The sequence below is a fragment of the Chryseobacterium sp. A301 genome (genome assembly GCF_054489425.1).
In genome coordinates this window covers 224,513-237,145 of the sequence record NZ_JBTMWY010000002.1, presented here as the reverse complement: position 1 = coordinate 237,145, position 12,633 = coordinate 224,513, and the positions used below count along the sequence as shown (strand labels likewise).

General features: G+C 41.5%; 10 protein-coding genes and 1 tRNA gene. 4 read left to right on the top strand and 7 right to left on the bottom strand.

Going from position 1 to position 12,633, the window contains the following annotated elements; genetic code table 11:
* Genes ACX3PU_RS04370 through ACX3PU_RS04360 form a run of 3 tightly spaced genes read left to right on the top strand, consistent with a single transcriptional unit; the run spans position 1 to position 2,225 of the window.
* Positions 1–759, top strand: a complete 759-nt coding sequence (locus ACX3PU_RS04370; RefSeq protein ID WP_459083697.1) for a UbiA prenyltransferase family protein — start codon at positions 1–3, stop codon at positions 757–759.
* Between the two features lie 41 nt (positions 760–800).
* Entirely contained in the window at positions 801–1,919 is a 1,119-nt protein-coding gene (gene recF / locus ACX3PU_RS04365) for a DNA replication/repair protein RecF (RefSeq protein ID WP_459083696.1), read from the top strand.
* A 12-nt stretch (positions 1,920–1,931) separates the two neighbouring features.
* Positions 1,932–2,225, top strand: a complete 294-nt coding sequence (locus ACX3PU_RS04360; RefSeq protein ID WP_459083695.1) for a DciA family protein — start codon at positions 1,932–1,934, stop codon at positions 2,223–2,225.
* Here ACX3PU_RS04360 and ACX3PU_RS04355 read toward each other — a convergent pair.
* From ACX3PU_RS04355 to ACX3PU_RS04345, 3 genes are read right to left on the bottom strand one after another with little or no spacing between them, the layout of a single operon-like run.
* Positions 2,203–4,236: a recombinase gene (locus ACX3PU_RS04355; protein ID WP_459083694.1), complete on the bottom strand. Its 2,034-nt coding sequence runs from the start codon at positions 4,234–4,236 to the stop codon at positions 2,203–2,205. The two genes, ACX3PU_RS04360 and ACX3PU_RS04355, sit on opposite strands and share 23 nt — an antisense overlap.
* An 18-nt stretch (positions 4,237–4,254) precedes the next feature.
* Positions 4,255–4,899, bottom strand: coding sequence for a monofunctional biosynthetic peptidoglycan transglycosylase (gene mtgA / locus ACX3PU_RS04350; protein WP_459083693.1), 645 nt, complete (start codon positions 4,897–4,899; stop codon positions 4,255–4,257).
* 35 nt (positions 4,900–4,934) lie between these two features.
* On the bottom strand, positions 4,935–5,981 hold the full coding sequence (locus ACX3PU_RS04345) for an ABC transporter substrate-binding protein (protein WP_459083692.1): 1,047 nt from the start codon (positions 5,979–5,981) through the stop codon (positions 4,935–4,937).
* Positions 5,982–6,032: 51 nt separating this feature from the next.
* Between ACX3PU_RS04345 and ACX3PU_RS04340 the strand changes: the two genes are divergently transcribed.
* A tRNA-Arg gene (locus ACX3PU_RS04340) sits at positions 6,033–6,106 on the top strand.
* 272 nt (positions 6,107–6,378) lie between these two features.
* Here the strand turns inward: ACX3PU_RS04340 and ACX3PU_RS04335 are convergent.
* From ACX3PU_RS04335 to ACX3PU_RS04320, 4 genes are read right to left on the bottom strand one after another with little or no spacing between them, the layout of a single operon-like run.
* A complete protein-coding gene (locus tag ACX3PU_RS04335; protein WP_459083691.1) occupies positions 6,379–9,528 on the bottom strand; it encodes an efflux RND transporter permease subunit in 3,150 nt (1,049 codons plus the stop codon).
* A gap of 21 nt (positions 9,529–9,549) precedes the next feature.
* Positions 9,550–10,605, bottom strand: a complete 1,056-nt coding sequence (locus tag ACX3PU_RS04330; protein ID WP_459083690.1) for an efflux RND transporter periplasmic adaptor subunit — start codon at positions 10,603–10,605, stop codon at positions 9,550–9,552.
* A 7-nt stretch (positions 10,606–10,612) separates the two neighbouring features.
* Positions 10,613–11,947 (bottom strand): TolC family protein, encoded by a 1,335-nt coding sequence (locus tag ACX3PU_RS04325; RefSeq protein ID WP_459083689.1) that lies wholly within the window; start codon positions 11,945–11,947, stop codon positions 10,613–10,615.
* Between the two features lie 5 nt (positions 11,948–11,952).
* Positions 11,953–12,552, bottom strand: coding sequence for a TetR/AcrR family transcriptional regulator (locus ACX3PU_RS04320; RefSeq protein ID WP_459083688.1), 600 nt, complete (start codon positions 12,550–12,552; stop codon positions 11,953–11,955).
* Between the last annotated feature and the right edge of the window lie 81 nt (positions 12,553–12,633).

The following is a 12,633-nucleotide window of genomic DNA, read 5'->3' as shown; positions in this document are numbered from 1 at the left end:
ATGAAACTATCGTCGCGCCTTAAAACCTATCTGATCGACTCTCAACTCTTTGTGTCCCTTATGGGAACGCTATTTGCCGTCTTTTTCATGGTAGAGCAAAACGCGTTCCGACTTCCAAGCGTGGTGCTTATCTTTGTTACGTATTTGAGCGGATATCTCTACACAAAATACCAAGGACAGAAGAAAATGCTCTCGAAGATTCTCGTCTTAAATATAGTAACATTTTTGGTTTCGGCCCTCTTTATTATTTTGAACCACAATGAAATACGCCTATTAAAATGGCTTATCATTGTGCTTTTGGGACTTTTGTACAACTCTACTTTTTTAGACGATACCGTTCGTAAAGTCCCTTTGTTAAAGATATTTTACGTAGGGCTTGTCTGGGCTCTTGTGAATGCATGGCTCTTTTCTGAGCCCATTGATTGGCCCATCTTTTTCATGAGCTGGCTTTACATTACCGCTCTTGTACTTCCCTTTGACATTCGCGATCTTCCCAAAGACCACGTTTTAACCCTTCCCAAATTAATAGGAATTGAAAATACAAAAAAGTTTGCCTACCTGCTTCTTTTTCTAAGTTCTCTTTGTGCCTCTTACTTCCTTAGTTTTACCTACGCTTTTTGCTTCTTTGTTTCGGGCCTGATTGCCGGTGTGCTTATTTACTATTCGAGTCCTAGCAGAAAAGACAGCTACTTTTCTTTTTGGGTGGAACTTTGCTCGGGTCTACCGTTTTTATTTCTCATATTAATGGAGTATTTTTGAACTCTGTAATTTTTACTAATCCTATTTAATTCGCTTATCTTTTGGTTGTTTCTCAGCTCCACATTGCCCAATTTAAAAATCATCTGAACCGAGATTTTGAATTTTCCTCTCAAATCAATTGTTTTGTAGGAAACAACGGCTGTGGAAAAACCAATCTCTTAGATGCTTTGCACTACCTTTCGGTAGGCAAAAGCTTTTTATTAAATACGGACTCTTTAAGCATCACACAAGGAAAGGATTTTTTTAGCCTGAAAGCAGAAATCCAAGAAGAGTCTACCCTGGAAGAGGGGACTCAAAAATACAGCACACTTCAGCTACAAATGCCCTTGGAGGGCAAAAAGAACCTGAAGAAGAATGAAAAGATCTACCCTCGATTAGCGGACCACATTGGTTATCTTCCTACGGTTTTGATCTCTCCTTACGATTCGAACTTAATCACCGATTCGGGTGAAAGCAGAAGACGGTTTTTAGATCATATGATTTCCCAAACGGATCCCGAATATCTCTTTGAGCTCATACAGTATCAGAAAACCCTTAAGCAGCGAAATGCGCTTTTAAAATACTTTCAAAAGAACCGAAGTTTTGATTTAGACTCTTTGGAGATTTACACGGCTCCTTTGCTCGAATTTGGAGTGCCTATTTTTGAAAAAAGAAAAAAGTTTATTGAGAGTTTAAATCCCCTGATTCAGCAGTTTTACTCCACCCTTTCTGCAGGAAAGGAATCCATTAGTGTTCGCTTTCAATCCGAATTAAACGGGGTGGATTTCCAAACTCTTTTAGAATCCAACCTAAGCAAAGACCGCCAACTCACCTATACCTCAAGCGGGATCCACAAGGACGATCTTCTATTTGAAATGAACGGCACCCTATTAAAGAAAACAGGATCTCAGGGTCAGCAAAAATCCTTTCTAATCGCCCTAAAGCTAGCTCAAATCAAGCGACTCGTTGAACTTACCCACAAGACGCCCATCCTACTTCTAGACGATATATTTGATAAGTTAGATTCCCACCGGGTAAGCAACCTAATTGCCCTTATCAACCGCGAAAAATTCGGTCAGATGTTTATCACCGATACGGACAAACAAAGAACGGAAGAAATTGTAAAAAGAATTCACGAGGACAGTAAAATCTTTGAAATCTCTTCCCAAGAGAACTCGTAAAAGAAAAAGATCATGCGAAAGAAAAAACGAGAATTCAAGGCCTCTGAGCTCATGGAAATCTTTGCGAAAAAGAATGGATTTCAGAAGCAATTAACCAGTGAAAAAGCGAGGGAACTTTTAGAAGACTATTTGGACAAATCTCTGTTTGCAGAAATACAAAGCGTACGACTGCAAGGGACCACCCTTGAAATCAAAATTCTTTCTCCTCTTTTGAAAAATGATTTCCGAATGCGAAAATCCTTTTTTCTAAAAAAATTCCAAGACGAACTTGGAGCGGCGAAAGTTACTTCTCTTCAGATTTTGTAGAGGTCTTTTCCACAAGCTCCTTCGCTTTGGTATCCAGTTCAAGGGATCGAATTGGAAGAAAGAAACGAAGTGGATTGGAAAGGAAATACCTTCCAATTTCTTTTAATATCAATCGAACTCCTCCAAAAGTAATTTTTCTTGATCGGAAGGCAAGCGCCATGGAGAAACCAAAACTTACTAAAAAGTTGAAAAATCCAATTAGAAAGACCGTAATAAAGCTAATCCAAAAGGTATAGTTACTCACCAGGAAGTCCTTTCCATAGAGTCCAATGGCGAAATTTCCGGCGGCAAAGGTAATGTGTCGAATGTCTAAATCCAGCCCTAAGAACTTCCCAATAGGCCCCGTAACCCCAAGGAACACCCCAAACCAAAAGTTAGAAATAATTCCGGCCCAGTTCTTTTGATAATAGTCGGATAGCCCGCTTGCAAATCGTTTCCCTAAGAGGGAGTTGATCAGTGGATTCTTATCAATACGCGCGGGAATTTGATAGTAGACTGAGCTATTTCCAATACTTCCTGAAATAATCCCAGAGACAAAAAGATAAAACCCGGCGATGCTCGCATGGAAAAGGGCTTTCGACTCAAAAGGATCGAGGTTATTTAAAATGAGGCCCGCCTTGTCGGTTGCAAAATTTTGATTGAACAGGACATCCAGCCCATAAATAATGACCAGTGCAACGGGGAAGGCTAACGCCACGTTTCCAATGAAGGCAATGAACTGACTTCGAAACAACTTCGATATTAGATGCGCAAATTCTTTGTAGTTGGTCGTCGTATTTTTCTCATCCGAAAGCACCTTGGCCATTGTCGCTGCGGTCATGGCTGGCTGTTTTGTAGCAAGGGTAAAGCCCATCAGATAAATCATAATAAAGCCCATTGCATAATTCAGCGCGTACATAAAGGCGTGAGAAAACTCACTGCCCGGTGCATACCCATAAAGCAGTTTTAAAACGCAGAGCGCTCCTACAATAATTCCCCCTCCACTGGCTTTGTAGAACATCTTCATGTACTCCTTCCGCGTGGAAGTAATGTAATGGGCGCCGGTCTCTGCTGTATGGTTCGTAATCAAATGGGATTGCAGTCGGGTCGCATCGTCAAAGAGCTCTGAAATATTATTCTTATGCGACTTGTACTCCATAATCTTAAAGATTAATTCTTTGGAGTTTTTCACCACATCCTCCGGTCCATCAATGGCCCAAAGAGAAAAGATATCCGAGACCCGATTGATCTGCTGACGGATCTTTAATAAGGATTGGTTAATTCTACTGGTGATTCCGTATTTAGACGAGTTCTTGAACGCAGTATCGATGAACTGCAGACATTGTCCTAGGTAGATATTAATCTGCTTGTATTCGGGGTCCTTGGAGGAAAACTGAAAATCAGGATTCTTGGTCATCTCCATTTTGAGAAGGTCCATCTCGTCTTGAAGCGCTAAAAAGGGATTGTCGTAATTCATGTATTCCGGAACCATGTTCATTACGCCCACTTCTAAAGCGTTCCCCACAGCTCTCCAAGCCAAAATATTGGCAGAGAAAAGCATTTCTCTTTTTACCTTTTTGCGGGTGATTAAATTGTCAATTCCTAACAACTTAAAAAAGGCATCCAATTGTTCTGAAGGTATGCTTTTCAAATACTTAAGATCGCTCCCCGGCCTTGTCGAGATAAAGTCCACGAGATACCAAATCGAATTTTCATTGCCCACCGGAGGCAAAATAAAATCTAAGGTTCTTTTTCGAAGCTCCGGAAAGAACGCATTCTCAGAAAGAATATTGGCCTCGGTTAGGGAAAGGTTAAAAGGTTTGTCTTTAAAGAGGCCTTCTAGATACGATCCAAAATTTCGTGCGATGTCTTCACTGTGGAGAAAGAAATCGAGCACGACGGAAAATTCTTCTTTTTTGACACTATGAAACACTTCAAACAGAGGCTCAAGTGAGGTTGTTTCGTTCTTAAAACTAAAGTATTTTTTAAGAACGCTTCCAAACGCAGGTTTATTTGAAGTGAAAAATGCCATGAATATTCTATTTGTAAATTACGGTAAACGAACGTGCGTCATTTGGTTTAGGATCCAATTGTGCCTTTTCCTTAAATAAGAAGAAGGATTGTTTGGATCGTATTTCTGGGGACTCGGAAGAATGGCTGCAATCCATGCCGCCTCGCTTTTGCTTAAACTTTTCGCATTCTTGCCAAAATAATACTGCGATGCCGCTTCAATCCCGAAGACTCCCTGCCCCATCTCAATGGAGTTCAGGTATCTTTCTAGAATCACTTCCTTAGGCCAAAGCGCTTCCATCGCAAAGGTAAAGAATGCCTCCAACCCTTTTCGAATCCAACTTCTGGATTGCCACAAAAACACATTTTTTGCCGTTTGTTGCGAGATGGTACTTCCTCCTCGAAGTTTCTTGCCCTGTTCGTTATGCTTTAAGGCCTTTTCAATGGCCTTGAAATCAAATCCGTTGTGCTGAAAGAACTTTTGATCTTCGGCGGCAATGACTGCCTTTTGAATTTGGACTCCCATGTCCTGCAAAGGGATGTAATCTCTTTGCAATTTTCCATATTTAACCATTCCTCCGATTTGAGTAAAGGTAATAGGCGGATTGAAAAAACGACCTGCTAAAAGTCCAAGTAGGGATAGCACGACGACTAAAAAAACAATTCTTTTTATAAACTTCCACATAGCTGCTGCAAAAATAGCGATTTCGAACTTGGGATCTAGTGTAGTTCTTTAAAATAAACAAGGGAATCTGCTGGAACTAATTCTGGATGCACCATTTTGATATAATCCTTAAGAACCAAATCGGCCCTGACCACACCCGATTCAAAGTAATCATTGGCTTTCCCCAATGTTTTTCCCGAAATTCCATAAATTTTCCCTTTTTGAAAAACATCCAGTTGATCGTAATTGGGATGCAAAGAAAGCATCTGAGACTTCGCAGTGTAATTTCCTGCATTCACCCACAGACTCGCCTCTTTCGCTTCCACAAGAACCTGCTCAAAGCTCAAGGGGATCGCTCTCGCTTCTGTATTGTCCTCTAGGAGGTATCTCGCTCCAGAATCTTTCATAAAATTCGCAAATTGAGTTCTACCTCCAGGCATGAACCACTGATTTCCGTATAGTTCATTGGTGATCACAAGCGGTTTTTCTTGGGCCTTCTGAGCCTCCGCTTTAAGTGACTTGTATTTGGTTTCAATCTGTGTATACGTTTCAAGGGCCTTTTGCTCCACCCCAAACAAAGCTCCAAAAACCTGCAGGTATTTGGCTTTACTTAAAGGATCTGTTTCTAAGTACTCGTCCAAAAATACCATTTGAATCCCACTCTTTTTTAGAATATCATAGGTGTTTTCAAAATTTGCGATGTAATTGGTGAAGATCACCTGGGGTTTTAACGCAAGAATTCGTTCCAGATCGTACTTCTGTTCGCTCCCCACATTTTGAATTTGCCCCGAATTAATTCTTTCCTGAATTTTGCGAGAATAAATATATTCAGGACTGGAAACCCCCACAAGATTGGATTCGATTCCTAGTTCTGTAAAATACCCTATCAAACTTGCGTTAAGAACCACCGCACGTTTCAAAGGCAAATCCTCTGAACTCCAAGTCGTTTCTGATTTCGCGGTCTTAAGTCTAAGGTGATCCTTTTGCCACTGGTAAGAAACGCTTGATGAAATCGTAATGGATTCATTTGCTACCGTTTCTTGTTTTCCTTGACAACTAAGGAGTATCCCAAGAAAAAGAAATAAAATTATTTTGGTTTTCATCTTTCAAAGAAAATAAAAAAGTCCTATATTTGCAAACCGTAAAACGATAATGGACGCGTAGCTCAATTGGATAGAGCGTCAGATTACGGCTCTGAAGGTTGAGGGTTCGACTCCTTCCGCGTTCACAAAGCTTCAACGAAAGTTGGAGCTTTTTTTTATTAATTATTTCAAATACAGACGCCTACGCAAAGTGAGCAAAATCCACGAAAATACAATAAGTCGTTTTTTTGTATTGTTTTGTCAAAATTTCGTCATCGAGAAAGACTTGTACTGCGACCCGAACTCCACGGATAGGGACTCTGAGTAACTAAATTTCCATTTTAATTTCTATCCTACTTACAAATAACAAGGGTCCACTTAAAAAGTAGACCCTTGCGTATTTATTTCGGCTTTAGAGTTAAAACTCTAGTTCTTCTTCAGGATGAAGATGCTTATAGTCCGCCGTCATCTCAGATCCGTAATCCACTTTTTCATGTTTTGAAAAACGGTTCTCGAGTCTTACAATAATGTAATAAACCACAGGAACAATAATTAAGGTTAAGAATAACGAAGAGATTAGTCCTCCGATAATAACAATCGCAAGACCGTTATTCATTGAGGCTGCTGCGCCCGTTGCCATGGCAATAGGAAGCATCCCAAAGACCATTGCAATGGTCGTCATTAGAATCGGACGAAGTCTCGCATGATTCGCCTGGACAATCGCATTTTCAATATTCTCCCCCGCATCGAGTCGGTGGTTAATGAAGTCCACTAGTAAGATGGCGTTCTTGGCCACCAGACCAATCAGCATGATAATCCCTAAGATGGTGAAAATATTCAAACTCTGATTCGTTAACGCAAGTGCCCAAAGTGCTCCAATGAAGGAAAGTGGGATCGAGAATAAAACGATAAAAGGTTTGATAAAGTCATCGTAGAGAACGACCATAATCATGTACACGAGTAGAACCGCTGCCATTAGGGCAACTCCCAGTGTTCCAAACCCATCGCTTTGATTTTCCATGTTTCCACCCCAAACCCAAGTTACGCCTGCAGGTGCTTTTTCTTCTGCAAGAGAGGCTTCCCAATCTGCAGCCACAGCTCCCGTCGTACGACCTACAACCTGCGCTTGCACCGTTACGGAAGGGGTTCTGTTAAAACGCTCTAGAAGCGCAGGACCTGAACTGTAAACGATGTCTGCAAACTGCGCCAATTGGATCTGCTGTCCTTGGTTGTTTACAAACGTTACGTTTTTCACGTCCTCTATGCTTTTTCTGTTGGTTTCATCTAAAATGATGTTAATGTCATACTCGCTGTTTCCGGTACGGAACTTATTGTCTGTATTTCCACTAAATCCAGTTCTTAGGGTCGTTCCGACGCTCGCCACGTTGAGACCTAAAGCGGTCATTTTATCCCGGTCGACATTAATTGAAATCTCTGGATTTCCTTCCTCGACACTGAGTTCCACTTCAGAAGAACCGTCAATCGATTTTAGTTTTGCTTCCGAAATTTTCGCGTACTTCATTACACTCTCAAGTTCTGGACCTGTGATTGTCATTTGTAGGGGCGCTTGTTCCGCACCCATGAAACCTACAGGAACTGTGGTGATTTTTACGCCAACGACTTCTTTTTCAAGTTCTCTTTTTAGTTTGGCAGAATAGACCTTGGTCGCTTCCTCTGTGTCTTCTTTTAAGACAATGCTTATCTCCGATTTGTAATTGGTGGATTGCATTGCGCCCATATCTCCGCTCACAAGACCTACAGAAGTAATCATACTTTCTACTTCCGGCTTTTGAGCCACATAATCCTCTGCCTTTTGAGTCATGAAATTGGTTTCTTCAAGTGAGGTGTCTTTCGGCATCTCGAATTGAACTAAGAATTCTCCTTTGTCATTGGCTGGGAAGAAATCCGTTCCAATGTAGCCAAAGGCTAAAAGCAGAATGGAACTTACAAAAAGGACAATTACCACTCCAAAAGTTCTAAGTTTATGAACCAAACTCCATCTAAGGATGGATTCTATTTTACGTGTAAACCAGCTTAGTCCCTGTTCAAACTTCGTAATGATTTTTCCAAACCATGTTTTGTTGCTCATGGTCTCTAATTTCCCATATCGAGAGAAGAGCCATGGCACCACTGTAAACGAAACGAGTAAGGAAAGCAAGGTCGCAATAATTACGGTGACCGTAAACTGCTTAATAATGTCTGTTACAAGACCAGAAGAAAGGGCAATCGGTAAGAATACCACCACAATTACAAGGGTAATGGCAGTTACGGTAAACCCAATTTCCTTCGCTCCATCATAGGACGCTCGTACTTTGTTTTTCCCCATCTCCATGTGACGGTGAATGTTTTCAATTACTACGATCGCGTCATCCACCAGAATCCCCACCACAAGAGAGAGACCTAATAAACTCATTAAGTTCAAACTATAATCGAGCAGATTAAGTCCAATAAAGGTGGCAATAAGCGAGGTTGGAATCGCAACCATTACAATCAAAGCGTTTCTAAAACTATGAAGGAAGAAAAGCATCACGAAAGCCACAAGACAAATCGCGATCAGTAAGTCTTTGATTACCGCGTTTGCTGCTTCCAGGGTAAATAAGGAGGTATCGTCCGCAATGTCGATCTTCACGCCCGTATCTTGATACTGCGCTTCAATTTGTGCGATTTTCTCTCGCACGAGGGAACTCACTTCCACCGCGTTGGCATCCGTTTGCTTTTGCACCTGAAGCATAATCGTACTTTGACGGTTGATTCGGGCTAGTTTGTCCGCTTCTTTCTGTGTATCCTGTACTTCGGCCACATCCAAAAGCTTAATATTTTGACCTCCAACGGAGGCAATGGTTAAATTCCTTAGCTGATCTACGGAGGTAATTTTACCTGCCAAACGGATCAAAGTGGAATTTTCTCTCGTCTTTAAACTTCCCGTTGGGAAGTCCAAATTCGAAGCCGCAATGATTTGCTCTACTTGAGGAATGGTAAGACCATACCCCTGTAGTTTGTTTTGATCTAAGTTGATTCGAATCTCTCTTTCTTGCCCTCCGACAATGTCCACTTTTGACACCCCCGAAATTCTGGAGATTTCCGGTTGAATTCGCTCGTCAATTAAGTCGTAGAGTTCGTTTTCTGTTAAGTTGGCTGTTACCCCCATACGCACAATCGGCATATCAGAAAGTGAGAACTGGGAGAGCGAAGGCTCGTCAATGTCCTCAGGTAAATCCGATCGAATGGCATTAATTTTCCGCTGCGCTTCGTTTAAGGCGAAGTCGACATCGGCATCGTTGTTAAATTCAATAATTACAACGGATAAACTTTCGTAGGATTTGGATTGAATCTTCTTAATTCCTTCCAGGGCGGAGATCGCGTCTTCTATTTTACGCGAAACTGTATTTTCTACCTCGGCAGGCGAAGCTCCCGGATAGACCGTAGCCACTGTGACTACCTTCACTTCAAATTTAGGGATCAGCTCATAATTCAGCTGAGAGTAACTAAAGAGTCCCCCAATAATCAGTAAGGCAAGCATCACGATGACCAAACTTGGTCGCTTGATCGATACTTCTGCTAATTTCATTCTATTCTTGTATTACAATCGTTATTTAAGTAGGCTTACTTTTGTTTTGTCGCTTAGGTTGATCTGACCGCTGGTCACGACCATTTCGCCTTCTTTCAGGCCACTTACCACTTCTACATTGTCGCCTAAATTAGCTCCACTTTGAATTTTTGTTAAGTAAGCCACTCCATTTTTAACCACGAACACTTGGTTGTCACTAACGGATCCTACAAAAGCAGATCTAGGAATTAAAAGCGTTTTCCCATCCGATACGCGATTGAACATGGCGGTTCCGTACATTCCCGCTCTTAGTTGATTGTATGCATTTTTAACCGCTATTTCTACAGGGAATTTTAAAGCTCCAGACGCTGAGGGTGCAATAAAAGTAATTCTTCCCTCTAGTTCTGCATCGCTTACATCCACTTTCACTTTAATTAAGTCCCCCACTTTTAGGTTACTCACTAAAGATTGGTCCACATCCACGCGTAGTTTCACAGAAGAAATGTCTACGATTTCCACAATCGGAGTTCCTGGACTTAGAATGGTTCCAATTTCCACGAATTTCTGATTGACAATCCCGCTTATTTTCGAAACGATGTTCGTATCGCCTGATACCAAGTTCGCAGACTGCACTTGAGCTCTTGCGTTGGTCACTTGAAGTCTAGCTTGGTCCAATTGAAGGGCAGTTACCCCTCCCGTTTTGTACGCCTGTTCGTATCGGCTAAGTGCCTGTTGTGCGTTGGCTAAATTGGCCTGTGCATTCGATACGTTTACATTCAACTTATCGCCTACGAGACGACCAATGCTTTGTCCTGCTTTCACGTAACTTCCTTCTTTTACATAAAGAGAGGCTAACTGTCCGGCAATTTCAGAAGCGATCGTTACCTCGCGGTTCGGTACAAAGTTTCCGTTCACTTGAAAAGCTCCTTCAATCAATTCGGATTTTACAAGAGTCGTTCGAACGGCTACATCTTTATTTTTTTGCGCTACGATCGCCACTTCGGCCTCGTTTTTTGATTTGTTGCGTTGCAAAATGAAAAACGCAAGTACCCCAACTACGATAAGGGAAACCAGGGTGATAATTGTATTTTTTTTCATGATCGAATTAATAATTTAAAGTTCTTAGTTTCCCCTGTGATTTTAACAGGTTGATTTCAGCAAGTTTATAATCTAGTTTGGCTTGAGTTAAATGGTCTTTTGCATCCGTTAAATCCCGTTCTGCATCCAATATATCGTTTAGGGTTGCAAGTCCGTACTGGTAGTTGCTACGCGTGTTGGAAAGAACATCTTGCGCCAATTGAACGTTCTCTTCTTGCGAAGCGATAAGCGTTAAATTGTTTTCAAGAGAGGTGCGAGCATTCTTATAAGCAAGGTCGAGACCTAATTTGGTTTCTACAAGGTCTGCCTCTGCCTTTTGAATTTCTATTTTATTGAGTTCTATTTTTGATTTCGTGGCAAATCCATTAAAAATAGGCACTTGAATATTAAGTCCAATGGAAGCCATGTCAGACCAAAAAACGCCCTGCTTCTGTCCATTCCACCAAGGCATTTTCTCACCTTGTCCTAGAAAGCCATAGTTCGCTGAAAGCGATACGGTAGGATAGTACTCCGCTTCTGAGGCTTTCTTTTGCCAATCGAGAAGTTCAAGTTGCTTGTTCATTAATTTCACTTCCGTGCGCTGGTCTACTTCATAATCCGCTTGAGAGAGCATTCCCGGTTCAAAACTTCCTTCTGGTAGCGTGATCTCCGATTCCATCGGCATTCCGATCATGAACTTAAGTGCATTCTCGGCCAAGTCCACACTGTTTTCTAGCTGTTTCACACCGGAACTCACATTGTTACGAGCCACGACCACACGATCGTAATCGATCTTACGGGCAAGTCCTGCATCGTATAGACCTTTAATAATTTGAATGGTTTGATTTGTAATTTCCAGGTTGTTTTCCGCATTGTGGAGCATTTCTTCGGATTGGTATACTTGAAAATAAGCTGTAGCTACTTTTTCAATGATCTGTTCCTCCGTAAGCTCTGCATTAATTTGGTAAAACTCTGTGGTGGACTTGGCTGCTTTCAGCCCTGTAAACACCGACTGGTTAAACAGAACTTGCGATAGCTGAACCATGTTACTAGAAGTCCATTTTTGTCCAAAGGCTACTTTCACTTGTTGTCCGGGAGCCCCAAACATTTCCCCAGGGAGAACCGTTTCTTGAAGCAAAGGATTGTAAGAAGTTGAGCTCGTAAAATTCACATGAGGATAAGCGCCCGCTTTCACCTCTGCAATTTGAGCCTGACCTTTGAGCACATCCAGTCTTGCTTTTTGCGCCTCGGCCTTGTGCTCGAGTGCAAAATTAATCGCCTCAGACAGAGTCAGCACCTGCGTGTTTTGTCCAAAAGCAATTCCACTTGCCATAAGGGCGACTGCCATTAATAGTTTATTCATCGATTTTATTTGTTAACTTTTTCTAATTCTCTCTTGCCCTCTTCGCTCGTAATCGATTGCATGTACATAAGGATTACTTCCTCCATAAAATCCGTACGTTCCTTCTCTTCCTCGTCAAAGAAGGGAGATGCATCGTAGGACATCACGAGTTGCAAAAACAACTTGGCATAAATTTTCTCGTCAAAATCCTTTCGGTAAAGTCCCTGCTCTCTCCCCCTATGAATATTGCGAATAAGCACTGTCGCGAATCGGTTTCCGAAACGCTTCATGTGCGAGTAAAAAATATTGGGGTAATAGCGTATCAATTGACGAATCAGCATGGAATTGTTGGTGCGAACCGCCTGATCAATTTCTTCATCTCGGCAAAACATGCGCGCCACTGCGTTTTCCACTTTGGAATCTAACAGTTCCATTTTTTCTATCACTTTTTGAAGTTGATAGTTAAGTACATCTTCTAATAACGCTTCTTTATTTTTGTACAATTGGTAGAGCGTCTTCTTTGAAATCGAAAATTCTCTCGCGACCTCATCCATGGTCAGAGTTTTGGCTCCGTTCTCCATAAAGAGCTTCGAGGCGGTTTCTAAAAATTCTTCATTCGAGGCCATTCTTGTAAATTTCAAGTGGCAAAGATACGCTAGAGAAAACTAATAAACCAAAAAAGTTTCCTAGTTTTTTTCAATTATTTT